Origin of the sequence: Bacillus haikouensis (genome assembly GCF_013179555.1) — a bacterium.
Taxonomy (GTDB): Bacteria; Bacillota; Bacilli; order Bacillales; family Bacillaceae_B; genus Rossellomorea; species Rossellomorea haikouensis_A.
The window spans coordinates 1-14,940 of record NZ_JABMCR010000092.1 but is presented as its reverse complement, the minus strand read 5'-3'; the positions used below and the strand labels follow the sequence as shown (position 1 = coordinate 14,940).

Here is a 14,940-nt window from a genome sequence, read left to right as displayed (position 1 = left end):
AAAATTTTTTTTGGCGCAATTGTCAATGACATCTTGACTGATGAACGGGGCAATGGCTGTTAAACCTTTCATGCCATTTGCTGCATATTCCTTTTCTGCACACTCATCAATGATTTTTTGACTGATAAACGGGGCAACTGCCGGCAGGACACTTAAATCTTCATTATTTATAGACTTGATAACACAATCATCCAAGATGTCCTTGCTGATATATGGAGCGATTGGAGCAAGTGCCTCCAGACCTTTGGAGCCTAGTTTATTCATTGCCAGATCGTCAATTAAGTTCTGATTGATGAATGGAGCAATTGATATAAGATCTTCAGGAGAAAAATCAGCTTCGAACGTCTGAAAAACCATGTCTGCCTGGTCTTGGGTCAAAATTGGGGCAGCTTCTATAAACTCGTCTTTCCCTATTGATTCTGATTCCATTAACGTATCATTTTCAACAAGACCCCTCACTAGTCTTGTCCCTTTACTGTTATTCAGGATTTCATCAATGCTTACACAAAAAATAACAGCAAGTTCAGGAAGTTTTGATATGTCCGGCATCGTCTTCCCCCGCTCCCAGTTACTGATCGCCTGAAAGCTCACGCCCATCAGATCAGCCAGCTCCATCTGGGTAATTTTCTTATCCTTCCTTAACTGCGCGATTTGTTTCCCTACTTTTTTCATATCAAACAAAGCACTCACCTCATTTCGTAGAATAAATCAAGTGTAGCGTGCCTGGGTAAATATTGGTATCAAGTGATAGTTGAGTTCTTAAATTTAGGTTTCAAGTTTATGTTGAATATGTGATTAACTAAGAAGGGTACGCCATTGTGAAACTAGAGGCATGTCCATTACCTGATAAGGAAAGGGACATGCCTTAGATAGAATAATTATCTATGCTGGTCAATCAATATCGGATTTCCATCAGGATCTTCAAGTGTGATGCTGGCAGGTCCTTCAGTTGTTTCGTCCGCTTCTGTCAAAAGGGTGAGTCCTTTTGCTTTGAGCTCTTTCTGAAGTTCGCGGATATCTGTGAAGGATTCCAGGTTTTCGGCTTCCTGATTCCATCCGGGATTGAATGTGAGAATATTTTTTTCAAACATTCCCTGGAATAATCCGATGATATGGTGATCGTTTTTCAAAATCAGCCAGTTCTGGGTGATGTCTCCCCCAAGCATTTCAAAACCCAACTTTTCATAAAATTCTTTAGATTTGTGAATGTCTTTTACATTTAGACTTACTGAGAATGCTCCCAGGTTCATTAGAATACCTCCTGAAAATTAGAATTATTGCCACAATTCAAGTGTACACTATTCCATGGGAGTATACATATGGTTTTCTAAGTTACCTCGGGACTATCCAGTGGTTGTGTGGGAGTTCTCAACTCATGATGTTTAAGCTTGACGCCAATACTTTTCTTGATAAAAAAAGAAGCGTACCTTTAAAAAGATAAGCTTCTAATATCTAAACAGTCATTCGCCAGCTGGATAACGCCAGCCAACTCTCTTTCTTTTTATAATCCGGCACAATTGTTCCGACCAGCCTCCAAAAGGATCGGTCGTGGTTCAGATGGACCATATGGCACATTTCATGGATCACCACATAATCAATGACGTCCTTAGGAGCCATGGCAAGCTTCCAATTGAAAGTCAGCTGCCTTCTTGCATCACAGGTCCCCCAAGTCGTTTTACTGTCGGAAATGCGGATGGAATGTGGTTTCGATTTAAAGTGATGCTGATGGAAAGTGATACTTTTTTCAACTAAATCTTTACATTGCTGATAATAAAACCTTTTTAGAGATTGTTGAATACGGTCATCATCAAGCTGTTTCACATGGATATGCAGTGTTTCTTCTTCAAACTTGACGTAGTCTTTATTAATCGATGAAGTTTGATGCACCTGAATAGGATAGGTTTTCCCCAGATAAAGAAACGGCTCACCATGGGCATAAACTTTTTTCTGAGGACCATTCAGCCGGTCCTTCATTTCGTTTGATTTCTGCGAAATAATTCCCCATTTGTCTTCCAGTATCCTGAACAAAACTTCATCCTTTGTTCCTTTAGGTACATGGACTTCTACAGTTCCATAGCTGTCCAGATAGATTCCGACAGTGGTACGGTTTTTGTACTTGCTTTTAAAATGAAGTGTCTCTCCTGAGTAAGTATGGTACATGTCTTTCATGTTTATCCCCTGTATTTCAACGTTAGTCCCTTAAGGAAATTCCGTGCATACCTGTCACCGCACACTTTGTAATTCTTATGTCCTTCCCTTCTCAGAAGTGCGCTTAATTCCCCTTTTGTAATCTTGACGCCCGCTAATTCCAGAATCTCGATCATATCCTCGCTCGTCAATGATAGTGCGATTTTCACTTTCTTTAAAAGAAGATTATTCACATGTTCATATGACAATTCGGGTCTTTCAGGCTGCCCCGGTTTCGGATCCTGCTTTCCTCTTTTGAATGTAATCAAGCCGTTCAAAAAGGATTCAAACATTTCATCGTCACATGGGATATGATCTTCACCCTCTACGAAATCATGATTTTCAACATCCTGTGTCTTTGTCAGCACCTTCAGCGCTTCTTCTTTCGTAAGATCAATGCCTCCAAGCTTGAAGATTTCGACCATTTCTATATTTTTTATATCCAATGCATAACGTAACCGAATCAACATATCATTATTATCTATATTCATTATTAACCTCCTAATATCCCTGGGATGTCCTATTAGTATTCAAGGTGTCCCGATATTTCCCTTATCTCTTTAGTGCACGCTTGGATGAATCTTCAGTATTCAACCTTCAGCGATGCTGAATTGACTTTAGGTTTTAGCTTAACATGCTGCAGAGATGTTTGACAGGGTTACTTATAAGGATGGGGAAGGCTCCATGCTTTTAAAGCAAACGAGCCTTCCCCATGATTGTTACAATTTTTTGGCTCGCGCCTTTTTAAACGTTATTCATCTTTCAGGCCATTCAGATTATATCGTCGCATTCTAATGAATTTGACGGTATTGACTACGATGGTTTTGGCAACCGCATACGTTGGGATGGCCAGGATCATACCGAGTATGCCTGCGAGGTTGCCTGCGACGAGTAACAGTATGATAATGGTGGCAGGGTGGGTGTCAAGGCTTTTTCCCAGGATAAGCGGTGATAGTACATTTCCTTCAATTTGTTGTGCAATCAGGATCACGACCACGACGAGAAAAGCCTTAGTCGGTGAATCGAACAACGCAATAATAACCGCCGGAGCCGCTCCAAGGAACGGTCCAAGGTATGGAATAATGTTTGTGACTGCACCGATCAATGCCATCACCAAAGCATACGGCAGCCCGATGATCAAGTAACCGATGAATGTCAAGGTCCCGACGAACAGGGCCACAAGAAGCTGCCCCTGAATGTACGATGCCAGAGTATTATTAGTATCATGCAGCGTCTCTAATCCCTCTTCACGGTATGCTTCAGGCATGAATTTTGCAATGGCTTTCGGCAGTTTGTGCCCATCCTTGAACATGAAGAATAGCAGGAACGGAACCGTTACGATAGTAATCGCTATGCTTGTCAGGATGCCGAATGCGCCTGTTATAGCCGTAGTGATCGTATCCGGAAGCGTATTTGCATATTCGCCAAGTCGTTTCTCAATATCTTCAAGAGGGACATAGTTCTGATTCATCATCCACTTAAACTGCTCGGTCTCGGACATATACATGATGAAATCGCGCGTCTGCCTCACATAGTCAGGTACATCATTGATCAGACCTGTAACCTGACGGCTGATGATAGGTGCGATATTACCTATGATCAAACTGATCGCTCCGATAATCAGAGCGTAAAGGACAAGGATGGCCACTGTCCGTGGAAGTCTTGCTTTTTCCAATAAATTCACCAAAGGATTCAACAGGAAGTAGAAGAATCCGGCAATGATGATCGGAAAGAAAATGGTTGAAAACAGGACACCTATCGGTTGAAATAAAAATGGTACTTTAGTTGCTACATAAATAATGGTCAGGATAATGAGAATTTGCAGGCTCCATTTGTAAAGTTTGTCCTTCTTTGCCAATCGTTTCACCCCTTCTTATGTATGAAAGAAGCAACCGGTCTTATACCAGTTGCTGTCTTCGATATTTATTGCTTTGGTACTACTAAACAGCGAAGCTGGATACCAACTCTCTCGATTACTTTGAAACGGCATATTGGATAACGGTTGTAGATTCTTTTCTTATTATATCCATGATCTCCTCCTGTTTATCTTAAATCTAAAAGGAGATGATTCTTATGAGCGGTACTTGCACATCCACACTGTGAGCGGCTGAAATAATAAAAGCGTGTACTTACTTCTTGTTTGGACTCTAATAGAACCTGCATGAGAAGCAGTACGTTCAGATTCCAACCATCGGAACGAAACCACATATGATATAATAGGGAATTTACGACCCGCATTTTAACTTTGCTGTCCCGTTTTCATCCTCCCGCTGCCTAAAAAATAATATAAATTGATTTTACTTAATTATAAGTATGGAATCAAATAATCTGGGAATCTTTTTTCTAGAATGTTATTATAATCAAATCCTGCCTTTAATCAATTCTGACCATGAGTCCATCTGCATACTGCTCCTTCGAATAAACAATCATCCCAGGACATCTTTTCTTCAGCTCCGCAATATATACTTCCCGTTCCTCCGGTGAAATTTTCACACTTCCCAACGAAGCCCTTTTGTAAAAAATTTCTAACGATTCTTTTGAGGACAGTATCTTGTACCCTGATAATATATCCTCTGCAGCAGCTAGTTTTGTAATTTCACCATATGGGATCCGGCTCCGGAAAAAACCTCTTTTACAAGGAGATGGTCTTCGTTCAACACATATTTAATATCAAAAAAACACCATAATACCAAGAGGAAAAAAAGCATTGCCAGTGATGGATCCAGAATGAAATCGAACATAGAAGGTTTCTCATCAAGCGACAATGGAATTAGAAAGACGGACGCCGTGAAAAATGCTGTACTATATATAAATATGACAATGTGTCGATCTCGTTTTGAACGAAACCATTAATGTTCACCCCTGCTATCTTTCCTTTTGCGCCTATTCCCCACTGTTCCTATTTAAAAACATATATGCCACCATTCCCAATAGAAGAATCTTGTGCTGTTCAGAAAGGCGGTCAGACATCTCCACCATGTCGTTATATACATCCCGGAAGATGGTTGTGTATTCATGAGGGAATCTCCCGCTGTAGAAGTGCGCCCAGAGACGCCCTTCCCCATCGTAAAGGGTGAAGTCTCCTGTGAAACCGGAACTTTTGACTTTTAGAAGCGTGGCGCCTTCATTATCCCTCAGTTCCCCTTTTATATTGACGATACTTTTGAACTCTTCCTGGATATAAGACCCGGCTGGCTTCCCTCCCGGACCGAAAATTTCTACTACGCTTTGTTTGAAGCCTTTACGGATGCAGGAAAATACGACGTCCCCTTTGCTAGAAGTGAAGACCATTTCAATCGGGAAAAATGTGATAGAAGATGACTTATAGAGTATGACCGGGTATGCCCACCATGGAAGCTGTTTCAGATGGACTGTGCCTATGAAACTGCCGGTCTTTTCGAACACGAGCAGTCTTGGCAGCCAGGCAGCATCCTTTTTTATCACAATATGATTTAAACCGACAATGTCTGCCTTTGATTCAGGAATTTCTGCATCTTTTACTTTATTGTAATTACGGCGGCTGGCGACTGCCATTCCGAGCATCAGCAATGCTGGGGCTAACACCAACACCGACTCCATCCACTGCTTTGCAGAATCGGGCTTGGTGATAACAATAAACCCGCCTCCAAGCAGCACGATAGAGAGGAATACGATACAGGCAACCTTTTCCCTGCGTTTATACATGCTTGCAATCATGATAAATCCTTTTCACAAAAGATAATCCAGTTCGAGAAAGGATCGGTCATTTTAAGGTCAATCGGTGCAATCATGAGGCGGCACTCCTTTATTCACTAGTTTCATATGTATAACATTCTATAAACCTTCTATATACTCCTTGTACTCACTATCCATAAGCAACTCATCAGCATCCATATCTGTCCACTCCTTTACCGGCGCATTTCCATGTTCTTTTAGATAACTCTGCATCATTAGAAAGCCCATCCGGTAGTTCGCCCACCTCGGGATGTTCATGGAATCATTTCCACTTTCCCACTCATAGTAAATCTCGAACTGTGAAGTCCGGCCGTATTCCTTTAACTGTGAAAAAGAAACTTCCAGCTCCTTATCGTCAACATTCTTCGTCCAGGGAACCTCCACTTCCGGATATAGGGTTTTCGCAAATGCGTCCCCCTTGCCTTCAAAAATGACAAAGTCCAAAACCGAATCATAGCCAGGACTATTCTCCATCAATACGGCATGATGATATTCATGGGCGACCGTATACGCTAGCCGTTCGTCTTTATAAGACGGTTCTAGTAAAAGCAAAATCGCGTTGTCATCCAATGTCCAAGCCGCGACACCACCCATGCCCTTCATCGGGACTTCCGGATTAACCGGCAGAATATAGACTGTCTTGTCCTCTCCCTCTAATATCTTTGATGACTTCGTCAGTGCTTCTTTGATGACCTCATTCGTCTCATCCTGATGCCGGATCAGTTTGGCAGTGTACTCTTTCAGCGTTTCCACATCATTCGTGATCGTGACATCCGGCGGAACATCCCTTTTCAAGATCATCTTTTGCTTATGGATTTCATTACGCAGTGGATCCAATACCGTATGGTTATACGTCCCCAGCGTGTTGAGCAAAGAGTTTTCCTCCACGAATTCGATGTACTCCAATGTTTCCTCATAAAAAGGGATGATGCGGAAATTCTGATCGCTGTGTGAAAATTCCAATGTTTTCTGGGAAGGCAGTCCCTCGATATGTATCGTATTACTACTCTTTTTTTCTGAACAGGCAGAAAGAAAAATAAGCAGGATCAGCATGCAGAACACTGTTCGTTTTTTCATTTGATTGCCTCCCTTGATCAATAACTAAATATACGGTCATATTAAGCAAGGGTTTCAATTTTTTACAAAATATACTAAAAAAAGCACTCTCATGACGAGAAGTGCCTTTTGAGACATAAAATCCCCATTCTTCATTCATTTTCCCAACCAATCAACACAGCATTTACGATCAACTTCTAGAAGAACGAAGAAATCGGGGATATGCCGCGAAGGAAACAAGAGCTCCCGCAAGTCCAGCAATAAATAATACCAAAAGGTTAAATAAGATATCAATGCTTGTTCCATGTTGAAGAATGACTTCTTTGTATCCTTCTATGGCCCAATACTGCGGAAGAGCTTTGCTTATGATCTGCATAAAGTCCGGCATCAGTTCGACAGGAAGCCACAACCCTCCAAGCATAGCACCACCCAATGCAATAACCTGGGTCACAGCGATTCCCATGTTTTCCGTATTCACCAGTACGGCAAGGGCCATTCCCCAACTGGTCACGATAAAGGCTAACATGATGGATAAGAGTATAATCGCTCCAGGATCGCCTAATGGAAGATCGTATACAACAACGCCGAAGCTGAATAATACAGCAATTTGAATCAGTACAATCAACATGAAAGGAATCCATTTCCCGATAAAATAGTCTTTGGTCGAAAGCGGAGTGCTCGCTATACGGGCGACCATACCTTTATCCCGATCCTTTACGAAGGCAATCACGATGGAAATCATGATATAAAATGCGAACATGATTGTGTATCCGGGTATGATTTGAGTGACGACTTCTTTATAACTCATTTCATCGCTTCCTGAAAAAATCGAAACAAACACAATCATGAAGACAACCGGTAATATAAACGTCCAAAACCATAATCCTTTATCCTGAATATTCTTCTTTAATTCAATACGTGAAATGGCCCACATAAGTAACCCTCCCTTTCTAAGTATCGCGGAGCTGTCTTCCAGTCAGGTTAAAGAATATATCTTCAAGTTTTGGATGATAGAGTTCCAGTCTGACCGGTTCAACATTATGATGGTGAAACTCATCTATCAACCCTTGAAGTGCTGCCAGTGGAGTCTCACTTTCTAAAAGAAATCCATTTCCTTTTGGCTCGACATGACCATGAGCAGACAGCATCTTTTGATCCAATCGATCTCCTGCTATAAACAAAGACGGTTTGTTGTATTTATGGAGTAATTCATCCATCGTTCCGCATTCTACCAGTACCCCTTTGTCAATCAGTCCGATACTGTCACATAACTGCTCAACTTCCTCCATGTAATGACTTGAGTAAATGATCGTGCTGCCTTCTGTTTTTAATTGGTTAATGATCGAGAAGATTGAGTTTCTTGATTGCGGATCGATTCCTACAGTTGGTTCATCCATGATGACAATAGTCGGTTTATGAAGCATAGCACAACCGATATTCAGTCTCCGTTTCATCCCCCCTGAAAAGGTCAATACCCTGTCTTTAGCACGATCCTTCAAACCGATCTGCTCAAGTACTTCATCAACCCGCTGCTTCAGATTCTTCCCTTTCAATCCATAAAGACTGCCGAAGAAGGTGAGATTTTCACTGGCAGTTAAGTTCTCTTCCAGGCAAATATCCTGCGGTATATAGCCTATCTTCTGTTTTACCTTCATCCGGTCCTTCACAACTGAATCACCATTGACTATGATATCCCCATCAAAGTTTTGTAAAATCCCGGACAGAATTTTCATCAAAGTCGACTTCCCAGCCCCGTTCGGACCGACCAATCCAAAGCAGCTCCCTTCTTCAATCGTAAATTGAAGCCCTCCCAGCGCCTGACTCGATCCATATTGCTTACTGACATTGACAACTTCAATCACAGTACATACACACCTTCCATCAATGGTCTTTTAACAATATATTACGATTTACTTGATATACGATTAGGTCCTGGTAAAAGTTTCATGAAGGATTCCAACCAATTTCGTGTTTATTGAGTAAGACATCTATGGCTGCTTTAATTTATACATACAAAATACGGTATGGTAAGATAAAGAACACATTAAACAAATAGGAGAATGTTCATGAAAAAAACGTTAGACCATCTGGGCGTTGCAGTCAGAAACTTAGATTCTACCATTCAATTTTATGAAAATGTCCTGGGTGCAAAAATGATTGACCGTTACAGAAGTGATGCAAAGGGAGTCGAAAGCGAAATCGCGATCATGGAAGTGGACGGTGCCAGAACAGAATTGCTTGCTCCAACAAATAATTTGACTTCCCCGATTGCCCGTTTCATCAAGCAAAAAGGGAAAGGTGTGCATCATATTGCGTACCGTGTCAATGACCTTGATGCTGCATTAGAGGAACTGGAGCAGCAGGGAATTCGAGTATTGGAGGACAGCCTCCGTGTCAATAAACATGGAAGGCGTTTGATATATTTGAATCCTGCTGATACAGAAGGCACAATTGTGGAGTATTGTGATTATCCTGCTAAATGAATACCTGTCAGGTTTCACTTATGTAAAGCATAGGGGGAGAATATTGAAGGGGCAGGGACAAAACGAATAAACCACGACATAAAGACGAACAATTTCAGCGTATATTCTTAATACCGCTAATGATTTTCGTGCAAGACTTCGCTTTCCGCGGGCGGTTGGTGAGCCTCCTCAGTCGTACCTCCCTGCGGGCTGAAAAGCGGAGGCGGCTCGATCAGAGGCGACAAGCATAAGTCAGGGCAGCCATAAAGGCGCATTTTGCCTTTTTGGCTGGCAGGACTTATGTCTCGAGCCTCTAGCCGCCGGAGCTGGACAAGTCTCACCTAACACGCTTCTCCCGCAGGAGTCTTCATCTTGCACTCCAATCAACCGCTGGAAAGTGCTAAAACTTAAGTGTATATTGAACAAAATAATAACCCGAACTAATTTGCCTGTAAGAAGGCAGTTTAGTTCGGGTTTTTATTAGGCTAAAACACTTTTGTCCCAGCCCCTTCAATTTACGATTTTACTCTACCGTTCACATACTGAGACCTCCCTGCTTTCAGGATATCTTCTTTTAAAGGGTAAAACCTATGAGAATAGGCACTATTAACTGCATTTATATACCTTTCGGCAGAAGATCAATTATCGGATCGTTAGTGATTGAAAAAAATAATTGGATATATCTTCACCCTTTCAAATGGTTCTCACAATGACTCGCTTCCAACACGGTTCAATACAACCCCCACCATCAAACTCATAAATGAACCCGCCTGCTGATCTTCCTCACTAAGCTCTTCCAAGATCCATTGAAGTTCATCTTTCAAGATGCTCGCAATGCCAAAGGCAGCCTTCATGTGTTGAGAAGGAGTCATTTTTTCATAAATACCAACGATTTTATCCTGTTTCCCTTTAGGCAGATCCCTGTGAATGGTTTTCAGTCCCAAGAGTGCGCGTTCGCTTGCATATCTTGCCAACAGAATATTCGTTACATTCCTCATAGAATGACGCAGCATTTCCGGAGCCCAAGTATGATTCCCCCTGTCTGCTGCTTTCTTATGTTGGAACAGAAACCAAGCGGCATCCAGTACGCTGTCCCTGAAAGCTTCTTTGGTAATCGTCAGATGTTGAGCATCATTATATTTTTCCATAAGATTGTCTGGATCATAAAGGACCGTAAAAAAATCCTTCTCTTGAATAGTCTTTGCGGTCACGGTAAACAAGTCGATATGCAGCCAGTCTTCATAAATCGCTACAATTTGGGGAGCAATGATGAAAATATCATCGTAGAAAATCAGTTCTTTATAAGCTCTGAGGTGGTCGAGCCGTCTATCCAGGAACGCCCCCTCCTCCTCTTCATCAACCAGGCAATATAGATCAATATCAGAATACTGATCATGCTCATTCCTCCCCATCGACCCTTTTAAGAAAATACTCCGCACGATTGGGTCCCCTTTTAAACTGGCAGCAACTTTTTCAACAGCAATTTCCTGCCGCATTCTTCTTCCTCCTCTGTATATAACATATAGTTTACTATTATACCGATTATTGTATATTTTTATAGATAGTAGATACAAGGTTTTGTATAACAGTCTCATTGGATATTTATGTTACTATTAGAAGAAAATCCAGAATGGAGATGATGGTTCATGCTGGACTTTGAACGTCTGTATAAAATAACAGACATGAAAAATTGGAAAGAAGCCTATACAGAGGAAATTGAGAAACTCGATCAACTTTACCAGGAAGAAGAGCGTTTATATTATGAGATGTATTCAGAAGGTAAACAGTCTAAGAAACTAAGTGAAATTACAACATTGAAGTATGAGACCATGACAAACGAAAGACTTCTTGAAACTTTGTCAACGTGGAGAAAGAAGCTTTGGAACAATAAAATTTGGAAAAGACGACTGGACGTATTTATATCAAAAATGAAAGAAGAAGCGCTTGATAGTCACCCGGAAGTTGTAAAGATTCAGCAAGAATTACAAAAAAATTTAATGGAAAGCAAGTTTTCTTTAAATGGTAAAGAATATAACCTTGGTTTGGTTCATTCAAATATAATGGAGAATCCGGACAGGGCAATCAGGAAGAAGCTCTTCCTGGAATCGAAGAAAATCGGCAAAAATAATGAAAAGTTATTTAGAGTACTAATCCAAACAAGGAACCAATTGGCAAAAGAACAAGGGTTTATGAACTACTATCATTTCAGATGCAGCCAAAAGGAAATGAACATGAATACATTTATAAAGGAAATGAAAGACATAATCGAACATTCAGGAGAAACCTTAGCCGAGTGGAATCAGAAGATAATGATGAAGTTTGGCTGGGATAAGATCCATCATTATGACCAATATTTTTCAGCATTTCATTTCAATACAATTCAAAACCCGGCATTTACATCCAATCGTATGGAAGAGGTGCTAAGCGATATTGTGAATAGCCTAGGAATATCTATGGATCAGATACCTGTTAAGATTGAGTGCATGGAGATACCCTATGGCGGATTCTGTATGAACATCAATCCAAACGACCTTCGTCTGATTGTGAACAAACGAGATTCCTATTCAGTTTTTTTGTCGGGAATACATGAATTAGGTCATGTACTTGACGGGCATTTCAGTTCATATCGTTATCCGGAACTCTATCGTTTCTATTCAAGCATAGCAGCCGAAGCAATTGCAGAGTTATTCCAAACCATTATAACGGACCGTGATTTTCTGAAAAAGAATTTTGAAATACAGGATGACGTGCTTACACAAATAACGGAAATAAATCAATTAACTGATATCACAATGTTAAAGATGAATTATTTTCACAGCCTGGTGGAATTTGAATTATATAATGCGCCAGAGAGATCAATGCAAGACATAGCTGATGAGTCATATCAATGTGTATTCGGGTATGAGGGAGAAGCATTCCATCCTGCAAGTGAAATGTTTTATATTGAAAACCCCGCTTTTTTCCAAGATTATAATTATGCTTTGGCGATTCGAGATATGATCCGTGAGAAGTTCCAGGTAACAAGTTTATATAAAGAAACCTATTTATTTAAAAAGCTAGTAAATACATTCATTAAACCAAACCAGCAATACTCCTGGAATCAACGCTTAGAGAAGCTTTGCGGGGAACCTCACAGCTTCGCTTATTTAACAAACACAGTAAAAGCGATGAAAACTCATTAGCTGCCAATCTATGAGCAATAGCTATTCTTCAATGAGTCTTGCACACTAAATCTCTATTTTTCCAACTACCCACATCCACTTACCTGCAAGCTAAAAATGGACTGGCCAAAATCGACCATAAACTGTGGCTCGCAGCCATTCTTTTCATACTTATGGTAGGAATAGGAGGAAAAAAGGAGCAAGGCCTTTGTTGCCTTATTCCTGAACTTCGGGGTCCTCCTTTTCGCCATCATCCTGTGAATGACCCACATATGAACCCAATCATTCTGACACTATTCGCCTGTATCCTGATCAGCTGTATTTCCCTGTTTTTCATCAGTGAAATCAATATCAATGACGGCTTTCATTTCCACAATCATCACAACAGGTGCTTACTTTTCTTCCATTTTAATATTGACCGACAAGGCCATGATCCAGGGACTCAGCGAAGAAGAAATCGAGGAAATAGGAGCGTTCTCCCTTTTCGTCGGCGTGGATTTCGTAAAAATCGGTGCTTCCATGATCATCATGAGTACGATAGGAGCCGTCATTGATTTATCGATCTCCATATCGTCCCCGATGCACGAAATTGATTTTCATAATCCATCGAACAGCAGAAAAGAGCTTTTCAGATCTGGACTGAGTATCGGCCGGGATATACTCGGTACTAGCACAAATACATTATTCTTTTCCTTCTTTGGCGGATACATGGCCCTTCTGATCTGGTTTAAGGACTTGTCCTATTCCATTGGCGAAATTGTCAATTCCAAGGTATTCAGTTCGGAAATGATCATTATTGGATCTACCGGTATCGGGGTGGCACTGGCGATACAGGTCACTTCGTGGATCACCGCTTATTACTTGGTAAAGAAGCGGTCTGTGTAAGTGCAGAGAGGCTTATATTATTTAGAAATATTCAATCATGTATCTTTACTCACCCTTCAAGCTTTCACCACGACATCATATATTGAATGCAGGCAGAGTGCTATTGCTTAAAAGAAGACCGTGCACCGGTTCGATAAACGCATCTGATGCACGGTCTTCTATTTAGTATTTTCCCTCTCATGCTTTGCCTCCGACATTGGAAAGGACAAAATAATCGAGGTCCCTTTATGTTTCCTGCTCAAGACTTTCACCATCCCGTTCATTCCATCAACCAATTGAAAGACGGTCATCATTCCAAGTCCTGTACCGTTCTTTCCTTTCAGTGAGAAATATGGTTCGCCAAGTCTGGTGACTTGTTCCTCGGTCATCCCGATCCCGTTGTCACTTACGACTATATAAAGCCTGTCACTTTCTTCATAGCTGATGATTTTCAGCATGCCTCCTGATTCCATTGCTTCGATGCCGTTTTTCATGACATTGATCAGTACTTGCTGCAGCTTGTTGGGATCGCCTTTGATCAAGTGATGATGTAAGAGTTCTGCTTCGACAATGATACTTTTTTTGGATGCAAGCGGCATGATGATTTCCTTGGATCTGTTAATTTCACCAGTGACATTTATATCGATTTCCAATTCGGGATGAGGTTTGGCAAAGTTCAGGTATTGATTAATAACTTCGGTTGCCCGATCGATTTCACTTACCGCTATTTTCGAAAGTTCTGTGTTGGTAGGTGCATCAGATGGATTCTCGTTAATTAACTGCAGAAATCCTTTGACTGTCGTCAACGGATTCCTTACCTCATGGCTCATGCTTGCGGCAAGGTGGCTGACTACTTGCATCTTTTCGTATTTAATCGATTCCAATTGCAAGATATAAGTGGTCCGTATCATTTCACACAAGTAAAACACAAAAAACGTTGAAGCTGTCAGAGTAACTGAATAGATTAAGAATGAAGAGTAATCACTGAACCCAAAGAACAACGATGGCAGTAAGAACCCGAGAATTGAATAGCAGAAGGAGAAGAATGTAAACCAGTATACCCTCCTCACCCAAGGTTTTGCCGCCAGTTTGGGAGACAAATAATGAATTGCGAGACTTGATACAAATGTGAGTGCGACCGTAACGATTAATCCTGAGCCCAAGAATGGCAAGCGGACAGCGATCATCGTCACTGCAAGCCATGGGAGCACTTTTCTTCCGCCGTAAATGCCTCCCAATAGAAAAGGGATGAATCGTAAATCATATATAAACCCATTGTTGAACTCAACTGATAATAAAAGACTAAAAAAAATCAGGATTGTAGCGGTTATAAATATCGGAAACGATTTAATTTGCACTTTATAGACTCTTTTATTTGATAAATGATAAAAATTCACTAATAAAATGATGATTAGTATGACAAGCAGGTTGATCAGTAAACCGTTGAATAATTCTGAATGACTCATCGGGAATGCCTCCGTTAGTTCAGGTCATAA

The 14,940-nt window shown here is 40.9% G+C and carries 14 protein-coding genes and 1 pseudogene; 3 read left to right on the top strand and 12 right to left on the bottom strand.

The window, feature by feature from the left end; genetic code table 11:
- The 10 genes from HP456_RS10795 to HP456_RS10750 form a co-directional block, all read right to left on the bottom strand.
- On the bottom strand, window positions 1-672 hold a 672-nt coding region (locus tag HP456_RS10795; RefSeq protein ID WP_246288938.1), incomplete at its 3' end, for a helix-turn-helix domain-containing protein.
- A 206-nt stretch (window positions 673-878) separates the two neighbouring features.
- A complete protein-coding gene (locus HP456_RS10790; protein ID WP_172250859.1) occupies window positions 879-1,250 on the bottom strand; it encodes a VOC family protein in 372 nt (123 codons plus the stop codon).
- A gap of 202 nt (window positions 1,251-1,452) precedes the next feature.
- Entirely contained in the window at window positions 1,453-2,160 is a 708-nt protein-coding gene (locus HP456_RS10785; RefSeq protein ID WP_172250865.1) for a M48 family metallopeptidase, read from the bottom strand.
- An 11-nt stretch (window positions 2,161-2,171) separates the two neighbouring features.
- Entirely contained in the window at window positions 2,172-2,678 is a 507-nt protein-coding gene (locus HP456_RS10780; RefSeq protein ID WP_172250857.1) for a YehS family protein, read from the bottom strand.
- Window positions 2,679-2,938: 260 nt separating this feature from the next.
- Complete coding sequence (locus tag HP456_RS10775; RefSeq protein ID WP_172250855.1) at window positions 2,939-4,045, bottom strand: AI-2E family transporter; 1,107 nt, start codon at window positions 4,043-4,045, stop codon at window positions 2,939-2,941.
- Window positions 4,046-4,560: 515 nt separating this feature from the next.
- Complete coding sequence (locus HP456_RS25650) at window positions 4,561-4,851, bottom strand: PH domain-containing protein (RefSeq protein WP_172250863.1); 291 nt, start codon at window positions 4,849-4,851, stop codon at window positions 4,561-4,563.
- A gap of 219 nt (window positions 4,852-5,070) precedes the next feature.
- Complete coding sequence (locus HP456_RS10765) at window positions 5,071-5,883, bottom strand: hypothetical protein (protein ID WP_172250853.1); 813 nt, start codon at window positions 5,881-5,883, stop codon at window positions 5,071-5,073.
- A gap of 117 nt (window positions 5,884-6,000) precedes the next feature.
- A complete protein-coding gene (locus tag HP456_RS10760) occupies window positions 6,001-6,978 on the bottom strand; it encodes a DUF2268 domain-containing putative Zn-dependent protease (RefSeq protein ID WP_172250851.1) in 978 nt (325 codons plus the stop codon).
- Between the two features lie 169 nt (window positions 6,979-7,147).
- Window positions 7,148-7,891 (bottom strand): ABC transporter permease, encoded by a 744-nt coding sequence (locus tag HP456_RS10755; protein WP_172250849.1) that lies wholly within the window; start codon window positions 7,889-7,891, stop codon window positions 7,148-7,150.
- 16 nt (window positions 7,892-7,907) lie between these two features.
- Window positions 7,908-8,819, bottom strand: coding sequence for an ABC transporter ATP-binding protein (locus HP456_RS10750; RefSeq protein WP_172250847.1), 912 nt, complete (start codon window positions 8,817-8,819; stop codon window positions 7,908-7,910).
- A 204-nt stretch (window positions 8,820-9,023) separates the two neighbouring features.
- Between HP456_RS10750 and HP456_RS10745 the strand changes: the two genes are divergently transcribed.
- Window positions 9,024-9,440, top strand: coding sequence for a VOC family protein (locus HP456_RS10745; RefSeq protein ID WP_172250845.1), 417 nt, complete (start codon window positions 9,024-9,026; stop codon window positions 9,438-9,440).
- A 683-nt stretch (window positions 9,441-10,123) separates the two neighbouring features.
- Here HP456_RS10745 and HP456_RS10740 read toward each other — a convergent pair.
- Window positions 10,124-10,915: a nucleotidyltransferase domain-containing protein gene (locus HP456_RS10740; protein ID WP_172250843.1), complete on the bottom strand. Its 792-nt coding sequence runs from the start codon at window positions 10,913-10,915 to the stop codon at window positions 10,124-10,126.
- A gap of 150 nt (window positions 10,916-11,065) precedes the next feature.
- Between HP456_RS10740 and HP456_RS10735 the strand changes: the two genes are divergently transcribed.
- On the top strand, window positions 11,066-12,601 hold the full coding sequence (locus HP456_RS10735; RefSeq protein WP_172250841.1) for a gluzincin family metallopeptidase: 1,536 nt from the start codon (window positions 11,066-11,068) through the stop codon (window positions 12,599-12,601).
- A gap of 152 nt (window positions 12,602-12,753) precedes the next feature.
- A pseudogene (locus HP456_RS10730) lies at window positions 12,754-13,465 on the top strand (YibE/F family protein).
- A 158-nt stretch (window positions 13,466-13,623) separates the two neighbouring features.
- Here the strand turns inward: HP456_RS10730 and HP456_RS10725 are convergent.
- Window positions 13,624-14,910: an ATP-binding protein gene (locus HP456_RS10725; protein ID WP_172250839.1), complete on the bottom strand. Its 1,287-nt coding sequence runs from the start codon at window positions 14,908-14,910 to the stop codon at window positions 13,624-13,626.
- Window positions 14,911-14,940 lie beyond the last annotated feature (30 nt).

Excerpts from the sequence above, each read along its gene's own strand:
- HP456_RS10765 (WP_172250853.1), bottom strand. The coding sequence starts at position 5,883 with ATGATTGCAAGCATGTATAAACGCAGGGAAAAGGTTGCCTGTATCGTA.
- HP456_RS10735 (WP_172250841.1), top strand. The coding sequence starts at position 11,066 with ATGCTGGACTTTGAACGTCTGTATAAAATAACAGACATGAAAAATTGG.
- HP456_RS10755 (WP_172250849.1), bottom strand. The coding sequence starts at position 7,891 with ATGTGGGCCATTTCACGTATTGAATTAAAGAAGAATATTCAGGATAAA.
- HP456_RS10790 (WP_172250859.1), bottom strand. The coding sequence starts at position 1,250 with ATGAACCTGGGAGCATTCTCAGTAAGTCTAAATGTAAAAGACATTCAC.
- HP456_RS10780 (WP_172250857.1), bottom strand. The coding sequence starts at position 2,678 with ATGAATATAGATAATAATGATATGTTGATTCGGTTACGTTATGCATTG.
- HP456_RS10745 (WP_172250845.1), top strand. The coding sequence starts at position 9,024 with ATGAAAAAAACGTTAGACCATCTGGGCGTTGCAGTCAGAAACTTAGAT.
- HP456_RS10740 (WP_172250843.1), bottom strand. The coding sequence starts at position 10,915 with ATGCGGCAGGAAATTGCTGTTGAAAAAGTTGCTGCCAGTTTAAAAGGG.
- HP456_RS10725 (WP_172250839.1), bottom strand. The coding sequence starts at position 14,910 with ATGAGTCATTCAGAATTATTCAACGGTTTACTGATCAACCTGCTTGTC.
- HP456_RS10785 (WP_172250865.1), bottom strand. The coding sequence starts at position 2,160 with ATGTACCATACTTACTCAGGAGAGACACTTCATTTTAAAAGCAAGTAC.
- HP456_RS10760 (WP_172250851.1), bottom strand. The coding sequence starts at position 6,978 with ATGAAAAAACGAACAGTGTTCTGCATGCTGATCCTGCTTATTTTTCTT.